Source organism: Brevibacillus sp. NPDC003359 (genome assembly GCF_042878995.1).
GTDB lineage: Bacteria > Bacillota > Bacilli > Brevibacillales > Brevibacillaceae > Brevibacillus.
Genome location: NZ_JBIAOR010000001.1, coordinates 1,597,231 through 1,621,444, shown reverse-complemented (window position 1 = coordinate 1,621,444; position 24,214 = coordinate 1,597,231). Strand labels below are relative to the sequence as shown.

Sequence of the window (24,214 nt, the reverse complement as noted above, 5' to 3'; positions counted from 1 at the left end):
CTCTAGGGTGGCGAATTTGGTGCGGAACTATTCTCGGAGTTATCGTAAATCGGATAAGATAAATGTCCAAAAGGGAACTTTATCCGTTGAGCAAAGGACCATTCTGTGATAAAGTAGGGATATCAAGATCCTGCGATGTACGATAGGCCGTAAATGTTTCTAACCTTATACGTGTTTTTTGGGAGACGGAAACTGTGATGGATGTCAGGCCCACCTCCTTTTTGGATGCATGGGAAGGCTGAAGTGCAGAAGGGTCACCCACCTGTGTGAGCGCAGGTTATAGAAACATGAGGTCAACGGCAGAGCGGGGACTTGGCCGTTTATGATTGCAATGAATTATCGATAGCACAAAAACCACTTGGAATCTGCTTCCAGGTGGTTTTTGTTTTTGTACCTTGATCAATGGGTGGTTTTGTTTTGCTTGCCCGAGCTGTGTCCCTGCCCCTGCCCTTGTTTTTGGGAGCCCTGGTCTTGATCCCCGTGATCGACAATGGTCAGGTCTTTTTCAAGTGTTTGGGAGTCTTGGGCGTCTTGAAGAATTTGATACATTTGCAGGAAGTTTGCTTTTTGCCCCTCAGGAATTCCTTTAATGCGAACGGTCAGCTCTTGCGGGCCATTTTGCTGCTGTCCGCCTTGGCTGTTTCCTTGCCCGCTGTTTTCATTTGAACTCGGCTGCTCATCGAGAAAGCTGAGAAACATCGAGTCGCTGTTTTGGTTTTGTTGATTGTTTTGTCCGCTGTCGTGTGATTGCTGTCCCTGACCTTGTCCCTGTCCGCCTTGCCCGCCTTGCTGCTCAAACAGCACGTTGAATTCGTTAAGATCGGTCTGGATGATACCAATGACGTTCATCCTGATCCTCCTTCCAAAATTGAAATGATGCTTCAGCCCGGATGTTTGGAATGATGAACACCGTGTCGCTGCAGGTAACCATGGAAAAAGTATTCCACCACCGTAATGGCAAATGCCGTCAACAACAAACCAGATAAGGATATGGTCTGGCCAAACAAGTAACAGCCAAGCCACAGGGAGGCAAACACGAACAAGAAATCAGCGGAGCTCGCAAACGTATTGTTCGTTCGCGGGAGGATCGTCAAATCAAGTATATAACCCAGTAAACTGACAATCACGCTTGCGAGCACTGCAAACATAAGGGATGTCCCCGACCACCAAAGCCCTGGAATGGCAATGATTCCATTAAACAAGAGCTTGAGAACGATGTTCAAAGAACGAACACCACCTTTCATGCCCTTAGTATGAACTTAGGTAGTCGCACTATTCGTAGAAGAGGTGTTTGATTTTAAACGGCGGATGAGCGCTTCATCTGGTGTTACATACAACGTTCGTTGCTGCTCATAGATGACATAGCCAGGCTTGGCACCGCTTGGTTTTTTTACATGCTTGATGAGCGTGTAGTCTACGGGAATTTGACTTCCTTCTTTGGCACGACTGAAATAAGCCGCCAGATTTGCTGCTTCGAGCAGCGTCTCATCTGAAAATTCCCGAGCCCGAATAACTACATGGGACCCAGGGATATCCTTGGTGTGCAGCCATGTTTCTTGCGACGATGCGAGTTTGTTGGTCAAATATTCATTTTGCTTATTGTTTTTGCCGACCAAAATTTCAATGCCGTCCGAAGAATGATACGTATCCAGCTCTGGTCTGGTATCTTTTTTCTTGCGCGGGCCGCGTTTTTTACGATCTCGCATGTAGCTTTGCTCAACGAGCTCTTCGCGAATTTCTTCCGCATCTTTTAAGGTGGCATGTTCCAGTTGAACCAATACGCCGTCCAAATACAAGAGTTCAACCTGAGCTTGATCAATCTGTTCACTCACGATGGAAATGCTGTTTTTGGCCTTGTTATACCGCTTGTAATACGACTGCAAATTTTCCGAAGGGGTCTTCAATGGATCGAGCGGAATCGTCATGGTACCGCCTGCTTCGTCATACCAGTTGACTGTGACGAGCTCGCGATCTCCTCGCTTCATTTGGTGCATATTGGCGGTGATCAATTCACCATACAGGCGGAACTGATCTGCTTCATGCGCATCTTGCAGCGTTTGCTCGAGCTTCTCGATCTTCTTTTCATTTTTATTGCGCTCACCGGTGACAAAACGAATCAAATCGTGCGCGCGCTGCTTAACAGTGTCACGGAGCGCCTTTCCTTCGTAAAATGCCTGCAAGCATTCTTGAGTGGAAGGATAGGGGGTGGTAGCTCCGTTTGAGAGATGAGTCAGTTCGACGACGTGAAAATACGCTTTGCCGTTTGCCTCTACAATGGATGGCACATACTCATGAGCGTTGATTGCCTCCATCACCTGTGAAAAGGCAGCCCACAGGGTTTCACGATTCGCGAGGCCAGCTCTGTGCAAAATTTCTTTTGCCAATAAGGGACTGATTCCGGTATAGCCTTCTACGATTTGCTTGTCCAACCGACCACCATTCCAGTCGAGGGAAGAAAGAAACGCTTGCTCGGTTACAGTGAGAGGGTCGCGTTTATCTTGGCTCGGAGGAGAGACATAAGGTCTGCCAGGCATAACTTGTCTGTACTGGCTAATGGCGAGCGTCACATGCATGGCGCTATCCAAAATCATTCCGGTTGCAGGATCGATGAGGATGATGTTGCTGTGCTTGCCCATGATCTCTACAATAATTCGGCGGACAGCCGTGTCACCCAGCTCATCCCGGGTGCGTACGTCGATGTGAATGACTCGCTCCATCCCGATTTGCTGGACTGATTCAATCACGCCGCCCTCACAATGCTTGCGCAATAGCATGCAAAACATCGGAGCTTCCAACGGATTCGTGAATTCTTCTGTCGTGATATGAATCCTCGGATAGGTCGGGTTTGCAGACAGGAGGAGCTTTACCGTTTCTCCTTGTGTCCGTACTTGCATAACAATATCACTATGGTGTGGCTGGTGGATTTTCGAGATGCGTCCTCCTACCAGCTTATGTAATTCCCGTGCAACGGAGCGGGTTACTACGCCATCAAATGCCACAAAAGTCACCTCAGATCAAAAAAATGGCTAGAATAATAAATAGAGAGCTGCCAGTCACAGTGTAGCATAAGTCAGAGCGAGGAGGAATCTCATCGTAGTGCGGTTGCTTCGGTTGACACTGCCAAGAGTTGTCTCCTATAATAAATTAACGATTTTGCGTCTATGGAAGTGAGAACTTGTGATTCGAAGCATGACGGGTTACGGTAGAAAAGAAGATAGCAGAGGCTCCATTCGAGCAACAGTCGAGATTCGTGCAGTGAATCACCGATTTTCTGAGATTGTCGTGCGCTTGCCCAAAGCATGGAATATGCTTGAGGATTCGATTAGGAAGCTGGTCGCGCAGTATGTCAGAAGAGGGCGTGTCGATGTCACTATCTCTGTGGAAGGGAAAAATTCTTCTGCTACGGTCATGGACATTGACTGGGATGTAGCTGAACAGCTAGTCTCCATTTCTCGGGAGATGACTCAGCGTTTTTCGCTAGAGACGCCTTTAACCGTCAAGGATCTGCTACACTTTCCTGACGTGATACATACCAAAGAGTCAGAAGACAATGTGGCGGAGCTGGCAGAGTGGCTCCAAGACCTGGTCAGGGGCGCCGCAATGGATCTCGTTTCGATGAAAGAGACCGAGGGAAATCTGCTGCACGCTGATCTAGCCAGTCGCCTGACTGCCGTCAACACCTGGACGCGGGAGATCTCCCAGTTGGCCCCACTTTGTAAGGAAGAATATAAGGGCCGACTTGAGCAACGCGTAAGTGAGTGGGCCGGTTTGACACCTTTTGAATTGGACCCTGCTCGCGTAGCGCAAGAGGTTGCCTTTTTCGCTGATAAAAGTGATATTAGTGAAGAGTTGACCCGTTTAGATAGTCATTGCCTACAGTTTGCCAAGCAATTAGGCAAAGAAGAAGCAATTGGTCGAAAACTGGATTTTCTGCTCCAGGAAATGAATCGGGAAGCCAATACGATTGCTTCCAAAGCGAATCATTTGCGCATTCAGCATCTGGCTGTCGAGATCAAGACAGAACTGGAGAAGATGCGGGAGCAAATACAGAATGTCGAGTAGCATGAAAGGATGGGCTGGGCCGTCATGGCAATCAAGCTAATCAATATCGGTTTTGGCAACATCGTCAATGCCAACCGCATTATTTCAATTGTAAGTCCGGAGTCCGCTCCTATCAAACGGATCATCCAGGAAGCGCGCGATCGCAACATGCTAGTGGACGCGACCTATGGGAGACGTACACGTGCGGTAATCATTACAGACAGCGATCACGTGATTTTGTCAGCGGTACAGCCAGAAACAGTGGCACAGCGCTTGACTACGAAGGATGACGAATCGGACGAATAAAGTAGGAGTGTAAACAATGAGTATGGTTGATCGTGGTCTCCTTTTGGTTCTTTCCGGACCAGCTGGTGTGGGAAAAGGGACAGTATGCAAGGCGCTTCGTGAAGTAATGCCTGATCTGGTGTATTCTGTTTCTGCTACCACACGCCAGCCGCGTCCTGGAGAGGTAGAAGGGACTAATTACTTTTTTAAAAGTCAAGAAGAGTTCAAGCAGATGATTGAAGAAGATGCTCTTCTGGAATGGGCAGAGTACGTAGGGAATTACTACGGAACACCTCGTCAGTTCGTAGACGATATGCTCAATGAGGGGCGCGATGTCATTCTCGAGATTGAAGTTCAAGGTGCCCTTCAAGTAAAAGAAAGTTTCCCGCAAGGTACATTCTTGTTCCTAGCACCACCTGATTTAAACGAACTGGAAAACCGGATTGTGGGACGCGGGACAGAATCACGAGAAATCATTCGCAAGCGCATGGAAGTGGCGCGCGCTGAAATCGAGCTCATGGACCATTACGATTATGTAGTCGTCAATGACGTCATCGAATCGGCATGCGATCGAATCCAAGCGATTATTACAGCCGAACATCTGAAAAAAGATCGTCAGGTTCACAAATATCGCAAATGGTTACAGGAGGTTGAATAGAATTATGTTGTATCCATCTATTGACGAATTGACCGAAAAGGCAGAGAGCAAGTACATCCTGGTGACAGTAGCATCCAAGCGTGCGCGCCAGCTTCGCGAAAACAGCGAAGTTCAAGTGGTGAGACCAAAATCCAAAAAGTTTGTAGGTTTGGCACTGGAAGAGTTCATCTCCGACGAGCTCGTTCACGAGTTTTCGGACGGTCGCAAATAAGCATTCGCCTTTAAAAAACAACCTACATGTAGGTTGTTTTTTTCGGATTTCGGATAGGGGAGAAAGGAGAGAATGCAGATGCATTCGCTTGCAGGAAAACGAATTGTTCTTGGAGTATCTGGCGGCATCGCTGCTTACAAGGCAGCTGCACTCACCAGCAAGCTGACACAGGCAGGTGCATTGGTGCATGTCATTTTGACAGAGGGTGCCTTGCAGTTTATTCAGCCCTTGACGTTTCAAGCCTTGTCTCATCTGCCTGTTTATACAGATACATTTACGGAGCCAGACCCGCATGTGATTAGCCATATTGAACTGGCTGATCGAGCTGATCTCGTTTTGATCGCGCCAGCAACGGCCAACGTGATTGGCAAAATGGCGAATGGCATTGCGGATGATATGCTGACGACGACCGTATTGGCTACGAAAGCGCCAGTCATGGTCGCGCCTGCCATGAACGTCAATATGTACAATCACCCTGCGGTTATCGCAAATATGGATAAGCTTACGGCCTATGGATATCGGTTTGTTGAACCGGGTGTCGGGCTTCTGGCATGTGGCTGGATTGGCAAAGGTCGTTTGGCGGAGCCGGAGGAAATCGTCGAAGCTGTTCGTCAATGGTTTGCTTCCGATGAGACAAGACAAACGATCCGAGAAAAAGATTTGCAGGACAAGCACGTACTGATCACAGCGGGACCGACTCGTGAAAAAATTGATCCCGTTCGTTACATAACCAATCACGCTTCAGGAAAAATGGGCTACGCCATCGCGGAAGCGGCACGTGATAGAGGCGCGAAAGTCACACTAATAAGTGGGCCAACTTCCTTGATACGTCCTGATGGAGTTGATTTCATCGCAGTGGAATCGGTACAAGAAATGTTTGATGCCGTCATGGAACAGCTACCGCACTGTGACATCGTCGTCAAATCCGCAGCCGTGTCCGATTATCGACCGAAGCATGTGGCTGTGCATAAAATGAAAAAGGGTGATGGTCCACTCGAACTGGAGCTGGAGAAAGCACCGGATATTTTAAAGACCATTGGTGAGCGGAAAACGAAGCAATTCGTCGTGGGCTTTGCAGCAGAGACCCAAAATGTGTTACAGCATGCCCAATCCAAGCTAGAGCGGAAAAATCTCGATATGATCGTAGCCAATAACGTATTGCTTGAGGGAGCAGGTATGGGAAGCGATACGAATATTGTAACCTTGCTAACCCGTGGCAGTGAGCAACTGGCATTGGATAAATTGAGCAAGCGGGCTGTGGCAGACAAGCTGTTTGATGCTGTCCTCGCAGTGCAACAGCATAAACCGCTCCGAGACCTGTCATGATTGCCCAAATTATCGTGGACGTTCCGGTCAATCGAACGAATCGACCTTTTGATTACCATGTTCCGCCTTGGTTACGTCCACTGATTCGCATCGGCAGCCGAGTGGTTGTCCCATTTGGTCCTCGTCAACTGCAAGGCTACGTCATCGGGATCATGGAGGACGACGAAGCCATTTCAGATCGTTCGCGACTCAAAGATGTGGTGCAAGTACAAGACGATACGCCACCTCTTACGCCAGAGCTTTTAAAGATGAGCGAATGGATGTCCAAACAGTACTTGTGTCCGTGGGTAACCGCTGTACAGGCGATGCTCCCGGCTGTACTCAAAGGAAAGTCGGAGAAGTGGCTGACGGCGACAGAGGCATTGGACGAAGAAGCATGCGGGAGATCGGGGCTTCTTTGGGAGTTGTTTCGCAAACGGCAAATACCGCTGACTGAAGTGGAGAAACAATTTGCGGAGGAGTATTTGCTCGTTCCAGGCTGGATACAAAGTGGTCTGCTTGCAACGGAGTATCAAGTAAGGGACAGAATTACCCGCAAACAGCAATCATTTGTCCGAAGCTTGTTGGATGAGGGGAAGCTGGAAGAAGCGATTGGTTCTTTGCCAGCACGAGCGGAGCAGATGCGCCGTGTCCTTCAACTGATGCTCATGCACAAGGAACAGTCCTTGTCTGTGCAAATGCTGCGGGATGAATACGGAATTACGCGTTCTCCGTTGAAAAGCCTGGAATCAAAAGGCTGGATCGCCATCGAGCAAGTGGAAGTTTACCGGGATCCGTACGCCAATCGACGTTTCCAGGAAAAACAGAAACCTGTCTTTACCTCTGTTCAGGAAGCGGCACTGACGCCCATCTTGCAAACGATTGAATCGGGAACGTATGCTTCTTACTTGCTGCACGGCGTTACGGGAAGCGGTAAAACAGAAGTGTATCTCGAAGCGATCGAACGGACGTTGGAAAAAGGTCGTGAAGCGATCTTTCTCGTTCCGGAAATTTCCTTGACTCCGCAAATGGTGGAGCGTTTCAAAGCCCGTTTTGGTGCGGACGTAGCTGTTTTGCACAGTGCGTTGTCACAAGGAGAGCGCTATGACGAGTGGCGCAAGATCATTCGCAAGCAGGTCAAAGTGGTGGTAGGTGCACGATCTGCCATCTTTGCTCCGTTTCGGAATGTTGGGTTGATTGTGATCGATGAAGAGCATGAGAGTTCCTATAAGCAAGAAGAGACCCCTCGCTATCATGCACGGGAAGTAGCTCTGTGGCGAGCGAAAGAGAATCAGGGTGTACTTGTCATGGGAAGCGCGACTCCGGCTTTGGAGACATATGCACTGGCTACCCGAGGCAGATACGAGCTGTTACGCATGCCAGAGCGTGTCGGGAATCGTCCGATGCCAGAGGTACATGTCGTGGATATGCGAGAGGAGCTTCAGGCTCAGAATCGTTCGATGTTCAGCCGGAAGCTGCATGAGATGATTGCAGATCGATTGGCAAAAGAAGAACAGATGGTCATTTTCCTTAACCGAAGAGGCTTCTCTACCTTTGTCATGTGCCGCTCCTGCGGCTATACGATGCGCTGCGTTCATTGCGACATCTCGCTTACTTATCATAAATCGAATCACACGGCGCGCTGCCATTACTGTGGATACACCATTGTACAGCCTAAACATTGTCCGGAGTGCCAGAGTGAGCATATTCGCTTTTTTGGTACAGGAACGCAAAAGGTGGAAGCAGAGCTGGCAAAACTTTTCCCTGGCATCCGTGTCATTCGAATGGATGTGGATACGACCTCGCGAAAAGGCTCTCACGAAGAGCTGTTGAACAAATTTCGCACGGGTCAAGGTGACGTTCTGCTCGGTACCCAGATGATTGCCAAGGGCCTTGATTTTCCACGTGTGACGCTCGCGGGAATCATTGCAGCAGATACTTCTTTGCATCTGCCTGACTTCCGTGCAGCGGAAAAGACATTTCAACTCCTGACGCAGGTAGGTGGGCGCGCAGGACGGCATGAGCTGGACGGTGAGGTCGTGATCCAGACGTATACGCCGGAGCACTACAGCATTGTTCACGCGACCAAGCATGATTATCCCGCATTTTATCAGGATGAAATGTTGCAGCGCAGACGAACTGGCTATCCGCCTTATTTCCGCCTCGTATTAATTACGTTTAGCCACGAGGATGTACCTGTTGTTATCCGTGGTGCGCATACGATGGCTGACTATTTGCGGCAGCGTTTGGCACAGACGACGATCCTCTTGGGTCCAGTCGCTTCGCCCATTGCTAGGGTGAAGGATAGATTTCGTTTTCAGATCATGCTAAAATATCGTGATGAACCGCAACTGTCAGACCTGCTCGCTCAGGCGACAGCTGCGTTTGAAGAATGGAACAAACAGCAGAAAGTATTGATGACGATTGACGTCGACCCTTACGTACTGCTTTAGGGAGGATATGAAACACATGGCGATTCGCACAATTGTAAAACATCCAGATCCGATTTTGCGTGAAAAGGCAATGGTTGTAACCAAATTTAATTCCAACTTGCACAAGCTGCTTGATGATATGGCAGATACGATGTACGATGCAGACGGTGTAGGCTTGGCGGCTCCACAGGTGGGCATCTCCAAGCGTGTCATCGTGATGGATTGCGGTGATGGACTGATTGAAATGATCAATCCGGAAATCGTGGAGCATGAAGGTGAGCAATACGATTATCCAGAAGGTTGCCTGAGCATTCCTGGTGTGCAAGGGGACGTTCGTCGCCACAAATGGATCAAACTGCGCGGTCATGATCGTAACGGGAATGTGGTTGAGCTCGAGGCAGACGACTTGTTGTCCCGTTGCGCTCAACACGAGATCGATCATTTGAATGGTGTCCTCTTTATCGATGTAGCTGACAAGGTGTACAAAGTAAACCCGAACCAGGAAGGGGAATAACCATTTGAAAGATGCGCGCATCCTGTTTATGGGAACGCCTGACTTTGCTGTATCGAGTCTTACGGCTGTACTCGAAGCAGGCTACAACGTGATTGGAGTCGTAACAAAATCCGATCGTCCCGTTGGACGCAAGCAAGTATTGACGCCGCCCCCCGTGAAGGAGGCGGCTTTGCGTCATGGACTTTTGGTATTGCAACCGGAGAAAATCAAGGCAGAAGAAGCCTTGGATGAAGTGTTGGCGCTCGAGCCTGATCTGATCATTACCGCGGCGTATGGACAGATTTTGCCGAAGAAACTGCTCGATGCACCGAAATATGGCTGCATCAATGTGCACGCTTCTCTTTTGCCGAAATATCGTGGGGGTGCCCCGATTCATAAATCAATTGTCGAGGGAGAAACGGAAACAGGCGTGACCATCATGTACATGGTGGAAGCTCTCGATGCAGGGGATATGCTGTCCAAGGTAGTCGTTCCGATTGAGGAGCGCGATACCGTGGGGACCATGTTTGACAAATTGGCTGCGGCAGGCTCTGAACTGTTGCTGGCTACCGTTCCACGCCTGTTGGCTGGTGAGCTCGTAGCAGAGCAACAGGATCATTCGGCAGCGACATTTGCTCCGAATATTAAGCGCACAGACGAAAAAATTGACTGGAGCCGTTCTGCGGAACAGATTTACAACCAAGTCCGCGGCTTGAATCCTTGGCCGGTCGCATTTACTACATGTGAAGGCAAGATTTGGAAGCTGTGGTGGGTAGAAAAAATGCCTACGTCGGGCGAAGGCAAGGAGCCAGGAACGATCATCGCCCGTGAGGAAGACGGTATCGTGGTCGCTTGCGGTAGCGGTGCAGTGAAAATAACCGAATTGCAGCCAGAAGGCAAAAAACGTATGAGTGCACTCGACTTTTTGCGTGGAGCGGGCAGCAACATTGAAATCGGCACAAAGGTAGGAGAATAGTCCGTGGCAAAAAAGGGAGCTCGCGATATCGCCCTCGATGTTTTGAACAGGGTAGAAGAACATAAGTCCTACAGCAATCTTGAGCTACGCAACGTCTTGGATCGGGAAAATCTCAGCGCAGCAGATGCAGGGTTGGTGACAGAGCTTGTGTACGGTACCATTCAGCGCAAGTTGACGCTGGATCATGTTCTGTCCCATTTTGTTGGGAATAAAAAGGTCCAGACCTGGGTTCGCAATTTGTTACGTCTCAGCTTGTATCAAATTCGCTTTTTGGACCGTATTCCTGAGCGCGCTGCCGTACACCAGGCGGTTGAAATCGCCAAGAAACGCGGTCACCAAGGGATTGCTTCGATGGTCAACGGTGTTTTGCGCAATGTGTTGCGCCAGCCGGATGTGTGGGAGCGTCAGCCAAAAGGCGACCGTGCCCTGCAAATCACCGTAGCTTATTCTCACCCAGAATGGCTTGTGCGCCAGTGGCTCGCCGTATATGGCGAAGAGACGACGATTGCGATTTGCGAAGCCAACAACAGAACGCCGCATAGCTCTGTTCGGGTCAATGCTTGGAAGACGACGAAGGATCAAGTGCTGGACAAGCTGGCGGAAGAAGGGTTAGAAGGACAAGCGTCTTCTGTCAGTCCTCATGCCATTCTGATGGAAGGTGGACATGCAGCAGGTTCACGCTTATTTAAGGAAGGCTACTTCTCGATCCAGGATGAGAGCTCCATGCTCGTAGCACCAGCTCTTGCTGCCCAACCCGGCATGCGCGTACTGGATGCTTGTGCGGCACCTGGTGGAAAAACAACACACATAGCGGAAATGATGGAAAACCGCGGGCAAATCATTGCGAGTGACGTGCATCCGCACAAACGCGATCTGATAGCGAATGCAGCGAAAAGGCTCGGGATTACGATCATCGAGCCGATCGTAAGCGATGCGCTGGACCTGCCTGAAAAAGCGCTGGGAACTTTCGATCGAATTCTGCTCGATGCGCCGTGCACCGGATTGGGTGTGATTCGTCGCAAACCTGATCTGAAATGGAACAAAACGCCGGAAGATATCCGTGCGATTGCTCAGCTACAGTACGAACTGCTCAAGACATTGGCGCCGATGCTTGCACAGGATGGTGTCATGGTTTACAGCACATGTACGATTGAGCCAGCAGAAAATCAGGAGATTGTTCGCCGCTTTGTCGAGGAACATCCTGATTTCGTGTTCGATGATACACTAGCAAAAGATCTTCCTGACGCTGTCAGCGTGCATGTCGATGAAACCGGAGCCTGCGTACAAATTTTGCCTCACCATTTCGAGAGTGATGGATTCTTTATCGCGCGATTGAAACGAAAAGGATAATGAGACAAGGGGTGGCGCACCAAGAGGTGGAAAATGCCACTCCTTTGCCTTTGTTTGCGAGCGCTCGGATTGGTTTACACTAGGAAAAGCGACGCATTTATGAATCTGGGTGTCAAAACCGTTTGAAGCGAGACGCCCCACGAGGTACAATGATAGAATGGATTTATATAAGCAATGATTTTGAGGATGTGGAGATCGTATGCCGTTAACGACATTTACTAGCGCAAAGCCGCTTATTTACAGTTTGACGCAAGACGAAATGAAGGAATGGCTGGTCAGTGCCGGCGACAAAGCATTTCGTGCGCAGCAAATTTTTGACTGGCTATATGTAAAGCGCGTCACTTCTTTTGACGAGATGAGCAATTTGTCCAAGGAGCTGCGCCAAAAGCTGGTTGATACATTCCGCATAGGCCCGCTCACGGAAATCACGCATCAGGAATCACAGGATGGAACGATCAAGTTTTTGTTCCAGCTTGTTGATGGACATGCGATTGAGACGGTTATTATGCGTCATAACTACGGAAACAGCATTTGTGTTACGACACAGGTTGGCTGCCGTATCGGATGTACGTTTTGTGCATCTACGTTAGGTGGACTGAAGCGTAACCTGGATGCAGGTGAGATCGTCTCTCAAGTATTGACGGCACAACGCAGATTGGATGCGGAAGGTGAGCGTGTCAGTCACGTTGTCGTCATGGGGATCGGGGAGCCTTTCGAGAACTTTGAGAGCTTGATGGCTTTCTTGTCTGTGATCAACGATAATCGTGGCTTGAACATCGGTGCTCGTCACATTACGGTTTCCACCAGTGGAATTGTGCCGAAGATTTACGAGTTCACTGAGCGAGGCGGACAAGTAAACCTGGCGATTTCCTTGCATGCTCCAAACACGGAGCTGAGAAGCCAGCTGATGCCGGTCAACCGCGGCTTCCCGCTTGCTAAGCTGATGGAAGCATGTCACCATTACATTAACAAGACAGGGCGCCGCATCAGTTTTGAGTACGGTCTTTTCGGCGGGAAAAACGATCAGCCTGAGCATGCAGAGGAGCTGGCGAGTCTCATTGGCGACATGCTTTGCCACGTGAATCTGATCCCGGTGAACTACGTACCAGAGCGCGATTATGTGCGCACGCCACGCAATGAGATTTTTCAGTTCAAACGCATTTTAGAGGAAAAAGGAATCAATGTGACCATCAGACGCGAGCAAGGCAGTGACATTGCTGCTGCTTGCGGACAATTGAGGGCACAACACGCTAAAGAAACCGTGGGGTGATGCCATGGAAATCGCGATGAAATCCCATGTTGGCCGCGTTCGACAGGTTAACGAGGACTACTATGACTGTGTGACCGATTTAAACGGACGCGTGCTCGCCATTGTAGCAGATGGTATGGGTGGCCATCAGGCTGGTGATATCGCCAGTCGCCTTGCTGTTGAGCGAATAGTAAAAGAACTGCGTCACCTGGATGGGGACCTCGAAGCAGAGGATGTGCGTGAGCAATTGATGAACGCCGTCCTGCATGCAAATAAAGAAGTCTATGAATATGCGCTTGAACATCCGGAGTGCAGTGGCATGGGCACAACAGTGGTTGCTGCCTTGTTCGATCAATCCTCGGTGATTACCGCGCACATTGGCGACAGCCGTCTGTATTTTTACAACCAAGACGGACTGGTCATGAAAACAGAAGACCATTCCCTTGTAAATGAGCTGGTGAAAAGTGGACAGATCACTGCCGAGGAGGCGTCTGTCCACCCTCACCGCAACGTCATTATGCGTTCGCTTGGGACTGAACCGGATGTGCTCATTGATCTTGGCCAGTTTGATTGGTTAGAGGGTGATATCGTCTTGATTTGCTCAGATGGACTGAGCAACAAAGTGAGTCATTCCTCCTTAGAAGAAAGTTTGCAGAAACAGATATCGTTACAAGCGAAGGTGGACGGTCTGGTGCAGGAAGCACTGGATGCCGGTGGGGAAGATAACATAACGCTGGTTGCCGTACGAAATACGCTTGATGCCGGTCAGGAAGAGGGGTGAGAGAGATGGAAGGTCAACGACTGGGAGGACGATACCAAATAGAATCCCGCGTCGGTGGGGGCGGTATGGCCATTGTATACAAGGCCAAGGATTTAATATTGAATCGTCCAGTGGCAGTCAAAGTGCTGCGTTCACAGTTTGGTACGGACGAAGATTTCGTCAATCGTTTCCGACGTGAAGCGCAGGCGGTGGCGAGCTTATCTCACCCCAATGTGGTTGGGGTGTATGATGTCGGTCAGGAAGGCGATACCCATTACATGGTGATGGAGTACATAGAAGGCTATACGTTGAAAGAGGTCATCATTCAACGTGGTGCGCTGCCGGTAGAAGAGGCAGTGCGGGTTGCCGAGCAAATTTGCGATGCACTCGATCATGCACATCAAAATCAGATCATTCATCGAGATATCAAGCCGCATAACATTATGATTGGAAAAAATGGTCGGGTGAAGGTTACCGACTTCGGAATTGCCCGAGCTGTTACTTCAGCAACGATTACGCATACGAATGCAATGCTTGGCTCTGTCCATTATTTTTCGCCAGAGCAGGCGCGTGGTGGAATTACCGGGGAAAAATCCGATATTTACTCGCTGGGGATCGTCTTGTACGAAATGGTGACGGGTGAACTGCCGTTTTCCGGTGATTCGCCAATATCAGTGGCGCTCAAGCATTTGCAGGAGCCGCTTCCAGAACCGCGCCAAGTCAATCCGGCTATCCCACAGAGTGTGGAAAATGTCATTTTGAAGTCGCTGGTAAAAGATCCGTTTCTCCGATACGCATCCGCGAGTGAAATGCTAGAAGATTTGGAGACCTGCCTGTTTCCAGAACGATTAAACGAAGAAAAGCTGACGTTTCCGGTGGATGAAGAGATGACGCGTGTGGTGCCGATCATCACACCTGACATGCTCGAAGGCCACTCCAATGGCAAAACCGGCGGAGCGGGGCGTAGTCGCTATGAGCAGCGCACGGAAGAAGAGGATGCCAAACCAGCCAAGAAACAATGGTGGGTCAAAGCCCTGTTGTGGGTGGGCGGTATCGGATTGTTTTTCGTACTGGCATTCTTCGGATTTAACTTACTGCTGAATCTGTTCCCGTCCGTTCCAGAGGCACAGGTACCTCATGTTGAAGGGATAGAAGTGACGCTGGCTGAGAAGAAGATTCAGGAAGCGAAACTCGTTGCCCGAATCGTCGAAGAAGCCAATGATACGATAGAAAAGGGAATGGTGATACGCCAGGACCCTGCACCTCCCATGCGGTTAAAGGAAAATTCCGTTGTGACCTTGTATGTAAGCAAAGGACAACAAGAGATCAATATGCCGAATCTGGTTACGTTGCCGCGGGCAACAGCAGAGGAAGCTCTGAAAAGTAATGGTTTCAAATTGGAGAATGTCACTTTCGTAGAGGAAGAGGACGACAAGGCCGAGGTAGGAACGGTTATCAAGCAGTCTCCAGCCGCAAATGAAATGGTGTTCCCAACCAAAACGAATGTGACGGTCACGATTAGTAAAGGTAAAGCCTTCGTGAAAATGCCGGATGTGCGGAATTTATCGGTAGAAGCTGCACAAGTAGAATTGTACAAGAAGGGACTGGCTGTTGGGAAAATCACCGAAGTGCCTACTTATAAGACGGACAAACCAGGTATTGTTCTCAGTACTCACCCTTACGATCCGGGAATGGATGTGCAAAAGGATGTAGCGGTTCCGCTTGAGGTCAGCAATGGTCAATATCCGCAGGACGCCAAGCTGGCAAACGTTCCAGTTTATGTAGAGGTTGTGCCTGGTGAAACACTGGAAGTGAAAATTGAAGTGACAGATGCTCGTGGAGAGGCAAAAGTTCTCCACACGGATACGATCACCGAAAATAAAGAGTACGATGTACCAGTCGTCTTGGCGCCACAGAAGGACGCGGTAGTCAAGGTCTTTGTGAAACGATCGACTGATCAAGGCTTCAATGAATACCAGACGATTCCAGTTTCGTATAACAGCTTGCCTTAGTGTAGTGGAGGGACATGAATGCCAGAAGGACGGATTGTGAAAGCGCTCAGCGGTTTCTATTATGTAGCCGACGAAGGGCGAATCTACAGTTGCCGTGCACGAGGGCTTTTCAAGAAAAAAGATGCAAAAGTAAATCCATTGGTTGGCGATTGGGTCGTATACGATGCGATCAATGAAAAAGAAGGCTATGTGATGGAGGTGGGCGAACGGACGAATGAGTTGGTTCGTCCGCCCATTTCCAATGTGGATCAGGCAGTGCTCGTCTTTTCGATGTACAAGCCGATGTTCAGTCCGTTGCTGTTGGACAAGTTCCTGACGCACACGGAGCATGCAGGGATTGATTCCGTGATTGTGCTGTCCAAAGCCGATCAAGTTTCGGAAGAAGAGGTAACCGAAATCGTCGAAAAGTATGAAGCGATTGGGTATCGCGTGATTCCGACCTCAACAGTGGACGAACGCGGTATGGAAGACGTACGTGAGATTTTGCGGGACCGAATCTCGGTTTTTGCAGGTCAGTCAGGTGTAGGCAAATCCTCCCTGATCAACATGCTGTATCCGGGGGTCAGCCTGCAGACAGGAGATGTCAGCCAAAAGCTCGGACGCGGAAAGCATACAACGCGTCACGTCGAACTGATTCCGCTTGCGGGCGGCGGCTATGTGGCAGACACACCAGGATTCAGTTCACTGGAATTTATCGATTTCTCCGAGCTTGATTTGGCGGAATCCTTCCGAGACTTTGCTGACCGCAGTTCGGAATGCAAGTTCCGCGGTTGTCTTCACATAAGTGAGCCAGCTTGTGCCATACAAGCCGCATTGGAAGCCGGTGAGATCAATGAGCAGCGCTACGAACACTACAAACAATTCCGCGAAGAGCTAAAAGAATACCAACGGAGGAACAAACCATGGTAAAAATCGCACCTTCTATCCTATCTGCTGATTTTGCCCGTCTGGGTGAAGAAATTCTCGATGTCGAGAAGGGAGGCGCGGATTGGATTCACGTGGATGTGATGGATGGACACTTCGTTCCAAACATTACGATCGGCCCTCTGATTGTGGAGGCGATTCGTCCAGTGACCAAGCTGCCTCTCGATGTACACTTGATGATCGAGGAACCAGATCGATACATTCCGCAATTCGCGAAAAGTGGGGCAGACTGGATTACTGTTCATCAGGAAGCGTGCCGTCATCTGCATCGCACACTGCACTTGATCAAGGAGCAAGGTGTGAAAGCGGGAGTGGTATTGAATCCGGCTACACCGATTTCCACAATCGAGCCGGTCCTTGCTGATTTGGATATGGTTCTCCTCATGACAGTGAATCCTGGTTTTGGTGGACAAAAATTCATTCACAACGTTGTGCCAAAGGTTGCCCAGTTGCGTCAAATGCTGAACGAACGTGGTTTGGGGCATGTGGAAATCGAAATCGATGGCGGTGTCAATGCACAAACAGCACGGTTGTGCGAGGAAGCAGGAGCGACTGTCCTCGTTGCAGGAAACGCGGTATTCAATCAGGCAGATCGCGGTCAAGCGATCGCTGCGATTCGTGGACAGTAAGAATAACACGTAGCTGTAAGCTGACGACGATATTCAATCGGCGTCAGCTTTTTTGTACTTTCTACTGTCAAGGTTCGTTTGTAATCATCTGAATATTTTAACTAATTATATGATAAATCAATTAATAATAAAGATAAAAGTATTATTATTTTTCTTACTACGCATATAATGTAATCGAATTATTCCTGTTTTTATAAGGATTTTAGAGGATAGATGGTAAAGGTAAATTAACAAAAATAAAACATTTTGGAAAATATTGCTTTTTAATAAATATAATGATTAAATCAAATTATCCAGATGATGGTAAATATTTCCTGTCTGAGAGATACTGGCCAGTATCAAGAAGGTTCTCGCCCTCTAAAAAAAATCAGGAGTTGATCATGTATGAAATCGTTATGGAAAAACAGTGTAGCGGTTCTCACAATTCTCTCCATCCTGCCATTTTCACAAGCTGCAGTGCACGCTGAACAAAAAGATTCGGGGCCGATCTCGACTTCTCAAGTAGACGTGCAAACCAAAAAGTTCTCTATCGAAAAAGAAGGTAGCTTGTCGGCGGATGAACGAGCATTCGTAGGAAAAGTAAAATCGAAAAAGGGTGTCCATCGCCAAGGCGACCTGTATGTGGTCTCCCGGGGTGAAATGCCAACCTCTGGCTATGGTTTGAAGGTTGTTGGTACTCAGCAAGGATGGGAAATGCTCGCTGTTTATGTAGAGCTGACAAATCCTGCGCCAGAAGATATTACAACGCCAGCGGTGCAGACACCTTATATCATTGTGCGGGCAAGCCTACCGTCCTATACAACAATGGTGTTTATTGATGCTACAACAGATAAGGTGTTGTTCCGATAAACGGCTTGATGTATAGAAGTGAAAAAAGGCCGGATGATTGTATCCGGCCTTTTTTTAGTCAGGACATGGAGTTTTGAGCGCCAATCTGAACTGCTACCCACAATATGGACAGAATATTAAAATGCCCCCTTAGATTTCATCGGGCAAACCTGATGGTTTTTCCCATGATGGTTCTAAGAGGGCTCGTCGTAGAGTTGCTATCCTATTTATGATGTATGGAATTTTAAGGTTGATTCGATGTTACATACGTACCAGCGATCAAATCATGGATCGAGCGCTTATCCTGACGAACACCGACCATGATGGCGCTGACGATTAAACCAATACCGAGTGTAATAACGTACACGATCCCTCCAACGAAGTTGCGCAACAGCATGGTTCCGATTCCTACAGGCTCTCCATCGATTCTGGCGATGCGGATACCCGCAATTCTTTTGCCCACTGTATAACCATGCCAGAATACAGGCACGAGGAGGCTGTACAGCGTGGAGATGATATTGGTAACAAGATTGTCTTCTGTATTTCCTGTAATGATATAGCTGATCAATAGTAGCGGTAGTCCGATAATGAGTGCATCTAGTAGACCGGCACCGAGCCGGCGCCAAAATCCTACGGGGTTGCTTTGCAATGTGGTGTCTGATTCCATGTTTTCCCTCTCCTTGTTATTCGAATAGGAATATATATGACTGCCCATTCGAAAATAGTGCAGATAAGGCCCCGTCGTTCAGTAGACGGAGCCTTAATTTTCCATAAAATTATACACCTGTAAATTTATTATGACAAGGTTAAAAACATCCGAAGCATGACGGCAATCCTGCCAGGAATGGCGTCAATGACGATATGCTCGTGGGAAGCGTGGGCTCCATCACCGACGGGTCCTAATCCGTCAAGTGTTGGTGTTCCTGCATCAGCGGCGAAGTTTCCATCGCTTGTTCCACCGACAGCTTGTTCCGTCAATTCAAATCCTTCCAGACGTGCTTGTTCTTGCGCATGCAAAAATAGTTGCTCGGTACCGACGGTTCGTTCCATGGGAGGCTTAGTGATCCCGCCTTCCACGCATAGCTTGGCTTCTGGATGGACAGGGGTCAGCTGGCTCATCAATCGGGTAATGCGCTCACTTTCCTCCCGGCTTTGGATGCGCACATCGATTTCTGTCATGGCAAAGTCAGGCACGACGTTCGATGCACTTCCACCTGTAATGGTACCGACAGACAAGGTTGTACCCGCCTCATAATTCGTAAACGATTGAATGTCGAGGACGTGGTGAGCCAGCTCAGCAATCGCATTGATCCCCTTGGCGTGATCATTGCCCGCATGTGCAGCGCGGCCTGTTACTTTTAAAATGAAGTCTCCGCCGCCTTTTCGGCTTGTTTTCAAAGAGCCATCTCCAGCGGCAGGCTCCAGTACCAATGCATATTTACTTCTTTTTGCTTCCTCTCTAATGAGCTTCTCGGAGGAAACACTGCCAATCTCTTCATCGGTGTTCCAAAAAAAGACGAGCTTATTTTTGGGTGAAAGGTTATGTTCCATCATGGCGCGCAGGGCGAAATAGCTAAAAACGATCCCTGCCTTCATGTCGTATGTACCAGGCCCATAGAGTCGGCCATTTTCCTCGCGACAAGGCTCTGCGGCTAATGTACCCATTTCTTTTACGGTATCAAAGTGACCGAGAATGAGGATTTGTTCGTCGCCATCCCCATACTCCATTCGCAGCTGATTTCCGTATTGCTCTTGTGGCAAGCTCACCACCCGACACCCCAATTGACGAAAGCGTTCTGCAATCAGGCTGCCCAATTGATCGACAGCTTGCTTGTTATGGGTGGGTGTCTCCATCTCTACATATGTACGTAGCTCCTCGACAATTTCTGGGAGCTGCTGCTGAAAATAAGACGTCCAATTTTTTTCCATGTCAGCCTCCTGTGATTCCTTTTACTAGCACTATAAAGCCTTGTTTGCTTTTCTGCCACATAAATAAAGATTTGTGAATAATATTCAGTATATTCCGCATTTAAAATGTAAGTAAAAAATGATTGAAATTGTTCAGATTATGAGTAAAATAATCATTGTGATGCATAAATATAAGTTTTCATGCAAATTAATGCTGCAAATAGACTGCTTTATGCGTATAAATCATATTTATGGGGGTTCAACATGAAAAAATCTAAATCATTCATTTCACTTGCACTTACTTCTTTGCTGGTAGCAGCGGTTATCGCAGGATGCGGAACAGGCAACCAAACTTCGACAGGACAAGCACCGGCGCCTTCTGCTGGCGATAAGAAAACACTGGTTATGGCTACTTCTGCTGACTATAAGCCGTACGAATATCACGACCTGAGTAGCGGGAAAGATGAGATTGTCGGCTTTGACATTGATATCGCGAAATATATTGCCAAAGAGCTCGGCTATGAACTGCAAATCAACGACATGAACTTTGACGGGCTTATTCCGGCACTGCAAACGAATCGCGCAGATTTCGTTATGGCTGGCATGACAGCAACACCTGAGCGCGAGAAGAACGCTGATTTCTCCACCATCTATTACGATGCAAAAAATACGATCGTAGCAAAGAAAGACAGCAATCTGACCAAGCCTGAGCAATTGGCTGGCAAAAAAGTGGCGGTACAGCTCGGTTCTATTCAGGAAGGGGCCGCAAAGGAGATTGCAAAGACGGTTTCCGGCTTGCAGATCACTTCGCTGAACAAATTGCCTGAGATCGTCGAAGAAGTAAAAGCGGGCCGTGTAGATGCTGCCATTATCGAAGACACGGTAGCGAAAGGCTTCGTGGAAAACAATGACTCTCTGCAATTCACCACTCTGGCAGAAAATGAACAGAATGGCTCCGCTGTTGCGTTCCCAAAAGGATCGCCGCACGTAGAGAAATTTAATGAAGTCATTAAAAAGATGCAAGATAACGGAGAAATGGACAAGCTGATCCAAAAATGGTTCGGTCAATAATCTCTCCAGGCACCGAAGAATAACTGCATAAGTAGCAAGAGGGGAGAACGGGCATGAATTTGGATTTTGAACAAATCGTGCCCTATATTCCTTTCATATTGGAAGGGATAAAGGGTACGTTACTTGTTACCTTGATTTCAGTTGTTTTGGGATTTTTCTGGGGATCCATTCTCGCACTCATTAAAATTTCGAATGTAAAATTGCTGAACTGGCTCGCGGTTGCCTATACCTCTATTTTCCGCGGGACACCTTTGATTTTGCAGCTGACCTTTGTGTATTTTGCAACGCCTCAGCTTACTGGTTATAATATTTCGCAACTGGAAGCAGCTGTATTGACGTTTACACTAAACTCAGGTGCATACATTTCTGAGACGATTCGCGGTGGTATTTTGGCAGTGGATAAAGGGCAGTGGGAAGCGGCCAAAGCGCTTGGTGTACCTTATCACCGGATGATGCTTGACATTGTTTTGCCGCAGGCTGTCAAAAATATCTTGCCTGCACTTGTTAATGAAACGATTGCACTGTTGAAGGAATCCGCACTCGTTTCCACGATTGGTCTTGCAGACATCATGCAAAACGCGAATGTGGTCAAGGGCACCATCTTCCGCTATTTCGAGCCATACATGATCGCTGGTACCCTGTACTATGTCATGGTTATGATCCTGACGTGGGTAGCTCGCGTACTGGAACGGAGGATGAGACTCAGTGATTAAGATCGATAACATTACGAAGTCATTTGGACAACTGAATGTATTGAAGGGCATCTCGACGAATATTGGAAAAGGGGAGGTTGTCGCCATCATCGGTCCATCTGGATCGGGGAAATCAACGCTATTGCGTTGCATCAACCTGATGGAGACTCCGACTTCCGGTACGATTACAATCAATGGACAGGAAATCACCGCTCCAAAGGCTGATGTGATGGGCATTCGTCAGCAAATCGGGATGGTTTTCCAGCACTTTCATCTGTTTCCGCATATGACAGTCTTGAAGAACCTGACCTATGCCCCGATGAAAGTAAAAGGCATGTCTGCGGCTGAAGCGGAACAAAAGGCGAGGGAGCTGTTGGCACGCGTAGGGCTGGCAGACAAAGCGGATGTCTTTCCATCGCGCTTGTCAGGTGGTCAGAAGCAGCGTGTAGCTATTGCCCGTTCGCTTGTTATAGAGCCACAAATCATGCTATTTGACGAGCCGACCTCAGCCCTCGACCCAGAGATGGTCAAGGAGGTTTTGGAGGTTATGAAGGGTCTTGCTGATAGCGGAATGACCATGGCAATCGTCACACATGAAATGCGCTTTGCTGAAGAGGTGTCAGACCGTATTTTGTTCCTCGATGATGGCCGTCTCTTGGAGGAGACGCCACCAGAAGAGTTTTTCCAAAAACCGAGAAGTGAACGTGCCCAGCAGTTTTTGGAGAAGGTTCGGTAATACAACTAGCCGCAGTGCCGATGAGGCAGCGGCTTTTTTCTTTGACACGAGCATAGACTTGGGCTAGAATCAGAAACAGCCTAGCAGAGGTAGTTCAAAAAATTGACTTTTTGAACATCTATTATTTTAAGAAAGAATTTTTCTATTTATTCTATTTTGAGGAGTGACTATTTTGGATCGTCAACGGTTGGTCATTTTGTTGGAAATGGCGATGATGGCGGCTCTTGCAATTGTGTTTAGTCAGATCAAGGTTTTCGAAATGCCACAGGGTGGCTCTGTGTCCCTGGTAATGGTGCCAATCGCGTTGATCGCCGTTCGCCGTGGACTCGCCGCTGGTGTCATTACAGGGCTTGTTGTCGGATTTCTTCAGTTGCTCTTGGGCAGTACAGTTGTCCATCCGGTTCAGCTGTTGCTGGATTATCCGCTTGCTTTTGGGGCGCTGGGTCTTGCTGGGTTTGTTCGCCTGTCTGGCTACGAAGGAACGAAACAACGAATCATGGTACTGTGGAGCGGCTTGTTCATCGGCGTGATTGGACGATTTGTCTGCCATTTTCTATCGGGTATTGTTTGGTTTGGCAGCTTCGCGCCAGAAGGTGTACCAGTCTGGCAATATTCCCTCATTTATAACATCACGTACCTGCTGCCAGAAATGATTATCGCGGGAGTCGTCTTGACAGTTGTGCTTAGCAGCGCATCACAGCTGCTGTTCCCTGCACGCGACCGAGTCGCGTAAGAAACAGGAAAAATCGGTATCAAGTACAAACTATCCACATAATGTAATCAGGCAGCGAGTTTCGTTGCCTGATTTTTTTGCTTCGCAGACATATACTTTTTTCATGTGGCAGGATACATGTTTATCCGACAGCAGAATATGATGTAATATGCACGTTTTTGAGAACACCTAAAGGAGGTGCGGCACGAAATGGGATTGCGCTCCTATCGCCTGCGACAGGGGGGCTCCTTGCGACGTGTTCTCGGGGTTGCGTTGGCTGTCGGGGGAATCACCATTTTCCTGTATTGGGCACCTCCGTGGGTTTGGTATAGCCTATTGGCATTAGCACTCATAGGGGCCGGCGTGTATTTGTATCGTGTGTAGTAATTTCGGTGAGGAGGGGTAGCATGCGGTTTTACACCATCAAGTTGCCGAAGTTCCTGGGTGGCATGATTCGGGGCATCATCGAGGCGTTCAACAAGAAAAAATGAAGCTTCGGCCCCGAGCCTCCTTTGGGAGAAGAGTGGAGAAACGGGAGAAATGCAAAAAAGCACCTCGAGGGTGCTTTTTTTCGCATAGTTGAGATCAACTATACGCGAGTTACGAGACCGGATTTCAGTGCTCGAGTACTTACATAAACGCGCTTCGGTTTTCCATTTACGAGAATGCGCACTTTTTGTACGTTGACACCCCAAGTGCGGCGAGTTGCGCGCATGGAGTGGGAGCGAGCGTTTCCAGCTTTAGCAGATTTACCTGTTACAAAGCAACGACGTGCCATTATAATCCACCTCCCTTGTTACATATAAACGGGATTTCCTTTGTGGGAAATACAAATACTCGACTATATTAGCACACCATTGCTGTCAATTGCAATACTTGACAAGATGATTTGCCCAGTCTTTCTCATAGGGTTGATAGGATCGACAAAACGCTTCATTTCTC

The 24,214-nt window shown here is 48.5% G+C and carries 27 protein-coding genes and 1 other RNA gene; 22 read left to right on the top strand and 6 right to left on the bottom strand.

The annotated features are described in order from the left end of the window. Nucleotides 1-124 precede the first annotated feature (124 nt). Nucleotides 125-315: non-coding RNA, 6S RNA (ssrS, locus tag ACFYU8_RS07485), on the top strand. Between the two features lie 84 nt (nucleotides 316-399). On the opposite strand, the gene ACFYU8_RS07480 is transcribed toward ssrS, so the two are convergent. Genes ACFYU8_RS07480 through ACFYU8_RS07470 form a run of 3 tightly spaced genes read right to left on the bottom strand, consistent with a single transcriptional unit; the run spans nucleotide 400 to nucleotide 2,999 of the window. Next, nucleotides 400-849, bottom strand: a complete 450-nt coding sequence (locus ACFYU8_RS07480) for a hypothetical protein (RefSeq protein ID WP_390294377.1) — start codon at nucleotides 847-849, stop codon at nucleotides 400-402. Nucleotides 850-881: 32 nt separating this feature from the next. Beyond that, complete coding sequence (locus tag ACFYU8_RS07475) at nucleotides 882-1,223, bottom strand: DUF2512 family protein (RefSeq protein ID WP_390294379.1); 342 nt, start codon at nucleotides 1,221-1,223, stop codon at nucleotides 882-884. 36 nt (nucleotides 1,224-1,259) lie between these two features. Continuing rightward, nucleotides 1,260-2,999: an Rqc2 family fibronectin-binding protein gene (locus ACFYU8_RS07470; protein ID WP_390294381.1), complete on the bottom strand. Its 1,740-nt coding sequence runs from the start codon at nucleotides 2,997-2,999 to the stop codon at nucleotides 1,260-1,262. 178 nt (nucleotides 3,000-3,177) lie between these two features. Here ACFYU8_RS07470 and ACFYU8_RS07465 point away from each other — a divergent pair, with 178 nt between their 5' ends. The 15 genes from ACFYU8_RS07465 (at nucleotide 3,178) to ACFYU8_RS07395 (ending at nucleotide 18,174) form a co-directional block, all read left to right on the top strand. Further along, nucleotides 3,178-4,062, top strand: a complete 885-nt coding sequence (locus ACFYU8_RS07465) for a YicC/YloC family endoribonuclease (protein WP_390294383.1) — start codon at nucleotides 3,178-3,180, stop codon at nucleotides 4,060-4,062. 24 nt (nucleotides 4,063-4,086) lie between these two features. Beyond that, nucleotides 4,087-4,347 (top strand): extracellular matrix/biofilm regulator RemA, encoded by a 261-nt coding sequence (gene remA, locus ACFYU8_RS07460; RefSeq protein ID WP_015891999.1) that lies wholly within the window; start codon nucleotides 4,087-4,089, stop codon nucleotides 4,345-4,347. 16 nt (nucleotides 4,348-4,363) lie between these two features. Continuing rightward, on the top strand, nucleotides 4,364-4,984 hold the full coding sequence (gmk, locus tag ACFYU8_RS07455) for a guanylate kinase (protein ID WP_390294385.1): 621 nt from the start codon (nucleotides 4,364-4,366) through the stop codon (nucleotides 4,982-4,984). 4 nt (nucleotides 4,985-4,988) lie between these two features. Then, nucleotides 4,989-5,195 carry a DNA-directed RNA polymerase subunit omega gene (gene rpoZ / locus ACFYU8_RS07450; protein ID WP_390294387.1) on the top strand — a complete coding sequence of 69 codons (207 nt, stop codon included), beginning with the start codon at nucleotides 4,989-4,991 and terminating at the stop codon, nucleotides 5,193-5,195. Nucleotides 5,196-5,273: 78 nt separating this feature from the next. After that, nucleotides 5,274-6,521, top strand: coding sequence for a bifunctional phosphopantothenoylcysteine decarboxylase/phosphopantothenate--cysteine ligase CoaBC (gene coaBC, locus ACFYU8_RS07445; RefSeq protein WP_390297190.1), 1,248 nt, complete (start codon nucleotides 5,274-5,276; stop codon nucleotides 6,519-6,521). Further along, nucleotides 6,518-8,953 (top strand): primosomal protein N', encoded by a 2,436-nt coding sequence (priA, locus tag ACFYU8_RS07440; protein ID WP_390294389.1) that lies wholly within the window; start codon nucleotides 6,518-6,520, stop codon nucleotides 8,951-8,953. The genes coaBC and priA overlap by 4 nt, the downstream gene beginning before the upstream one ends. 16 nt (nucleotides 8,954-8,969) lie before the next feature. Further along, entirely contained in the window at nucleotides 8,970-9,446 is a 477-nt protein-coding gene (gene def, locus ACFYU8_RS07435; RefSeq protein WP_390294391.1) for a peptide deformylase, read from the top strand. Nucleotides 9,447-9,450: 4 nt separating this feature from the next. Further along, nucleotides 9,451-10,401 (top strand): methionyl-tRNA formyltransferase, encoded by a 951-nt coding sequence (gene fmt / locus ACFYU8_RS07430; protein ID WP_390294393.1) that lies wholly within the window; start codon nucleotides 9,451-9,453, stop codon nucleotides 10,399-10,401. A gap of 3 nt (nucleotides 10,402-10,404) precedes the next feature. After that, nucleotides 10,405-11,751, top strand: coding sequence for a 16S rRNA (cytosine(967)-C(5))-methyltransferase RsmB (gene rsmB, locus ACFYU8_RS07425; protein ID WP_390294395.1), 1,347 nt, complete (start codon nucleotides 10,405-10,407; stop codon nucleotides 11,749-11,751). A 199-nt stretch (nucleotides 11,752-11,950) separates the two neighbouring features. Beyond that, complete coding sequence (rlmN, locus tag ACFYU8_RS07420; RefSeq protein ID WP_390294397.1) at nucleotides 11,951-13,021, top strand: dual-specificity RNA methyltransferase RlmN; 1,071 nt, start codon at nucleotides 11,951-11,953, stop codon at nucleotides 13,019-13,021. A 4-nt stretch (nucleotides 13,022-13,025) separates the two neighbouring features. Next, nucleotides 13,026-13,781 carry a Stp1/IreP family PP2C-type Ser/Thr phosphatase gene (locus ACFYU8_RS07415; protein ID WP_390294399.1) on the top strand — a complete coding sequence of 252 codons (756 nt, stop codon included), beginning with the start codon at nucleotides 13,026-13,028 and terminating at the stop codon, nucleotides 13,779-13,781. A 5-nt stretch (nucleotides 13,782-13,786) separates the two neighbouring features. Continuing rightward, nucleotides 13,787-15,772 (top strand): Stk1 family PASTA domain-containing Ser/Thr kinase, encoded by a 1,986-nt coding sequence (gene pknB / locus ACFYU8_RS07410; RefSeq protein ID WP_390294401.1) that lies wholly within the window; start codon nucleotides 13,787-13,789, stop codon nucleotides 15,770-15,772. Nucleotides 15,773-15,790: 18 nt separating this feature from the next. Then, the gene (gene rsgA, locus ACFYU8_RS07405) at nucleotides 15,791-16,681 is read left to right on the top strand and encodes a ribosome small subunit-dependent GTPase A (RefSeq protein WP_390294403.1); all 891 of its coding nucleotides are present in this window, start codon (nucleotides 15,791-15,793) and stop codon (nucleotides 16,679-16,681) included. After that, the gene (rpe, locus tag ACFYU8_RS07400) at nucleotides 16,675-17,325 is read left to right on the top strand and encodes a ribulose-phosphate 3-epimerase (RefSeq protein ID WP_390294405.1); all 651 of its coding nucleotides are present in this window, start codon (nucleotides 16,675-16,677) and stop codon (nucleotides 17,323-17,325) included. The genes rsgA and rpe overlap by 7 nt, the downstream gene beginning before the upstream one ends. A 384-nt stretch (nucleotides 17,326-17,709) precedes the next feature. Further along, on the top strand, nucleotides 17,710-18,174 hold the full coding sequence (locus ACFYU8_RS07395) for a protease complex subunit PrcB family protein (RefSeq protein WP_390294407.1): 465 nt from the start codon (nucleotides 17,710-17,712) through the stop codon (nucleotides 18,172-18,174). Between the two features lie 223 nt (nucleotides 18,175-18,397). Here the strand turns inward: ACFYU8_RS07395 and ACFYU8_RS07390 are convergent, their stop codons facing one another. Then, nucleotides 18,398-18,820: an RDD family protein gene (locus ACFYU8_RS07390; RefSeq protein WP_390294409.1), complete on the bottom strand. Its 423-nt coding sequence runs from the start codon at nucleotides 18,818-18,820 to the stop codon at nucleotides 18,398-18,400. Nucleotides 18,821-18,948: 128 nt separating this feature from the next. After that, a complete protein-coding gene (locus ACFYU8_RS07385; protein WP_390294411.1) occupies nucleotides 18,949-20,082 on the bottom strand; it encodes a M20 family metallopeptidase in 1,134 nt (377 codons plus the stop codon). A 243-nt stretch (nucleotides 20,083-20,325) separates the two neighbouring features. On the opposite strand from ACFYU8_RS07385, the gene ACFYU8_RS07380 reads away from it, so the two are divergent. From ACFYU8_RS07380 to spoVM, 6 genes are all read left to right on the top strand, one after another. After that, nucleotides 20,326-21,132: a transporter substrate-binding domain-containing protein gene (locus ACFYU8_RS07380; protein WP_390294413.1), complete on the top strand. Its 807-nt coding sequence runs from the start codon at nucleotides 20,326-20,328 to the stop codon at nucleotides 21,130-21,132. A gap of 53 nt (nucleotides 21,133-21,185) precedes the next feature. Continuing rightward, nucleotides 21,186-21,845, top strand: coding sequence for an amino acid ABC transporter permease (locus ACFYU8_RS07375; protein ID WP_390294415.1), 660 nt, complete (start codon nucleotides 21,186-21,188; stop codon nucleotides 21,843-21,845). Continuing rightward, nucleotides 21,838-22,560 carry an amino acid ABC transporter ATP-binding protein gene (locus ACFYU8_RS07370; RefSeq protein WP_390294417.1) on the top strand — a complete coding sequence of 241 codons (723 nt, stop codon included), beginning with the start codon at nucleotides 21,838-21,840 and terminating at the stop codon, nucleotides 22,558-22,560. Before ACFYU8_RS07375 ends, ACFYU8_RS07370 begins: the two co-directional genes overlap by 8 nt. Nucleotides 22,561-22,732: 172 nt before the next feature. Then, nucleotides 22,733-23,293, top strand: coding sequence for an energy-coupled thiamine transporter ThiT (gene thiT, locus ACFYU8_RS07365; RefSeq protein WP_390294419.1), 561 nt, complete (start codon nucleotides 22,733-22,735; stop codon nucleotides 23,291-23,293). Between the two features lie 189 nt (nucleotides 23,294-23,482). Beyond that, nucleotides 23,483-23,656, top strand: a complete 174-nt coding sequence (locus tag ACFYU8_RS07360; RefSeq protein WP_390294421.1) for a hypothetical protein — start codon at nucleotides 23,483-23,485, stop codon at nucleotides 23,654-23,656. 23 nt (nucleotides 23,657-23,679) lie between these two features. Beyond that, entirely contained in the window at nucleotides 23,680-23,763 is an 84-nt protein-coding gene (spoVM, locus tag ACFYU8_RS07355) for a stage V sporulation protein SpoVM (RefSeq protein WP_005831022.1), read from the top strand. A 98-nt stretch (nucleotides 23,764-23,861) separates the two neighbouring features. Here spoVM and rpmB read toward each other — a convergent pair whose 3' ends face one another. Further along, nucleotides 23,862-24,050, bottom strand: a complete 189-nt coding sequence (gene rpmB / locus ACFYU8_RS07350) for a 50S ribosomal protein L28 (protein ID WP_005831020.1) — start codon at nucleotides 24,048-24,050, stop codon at nucleotides 23,862-23,864. Between the last annotated feature and the right edge of the window lie 164 nt (nucleotides 24,051-24,214).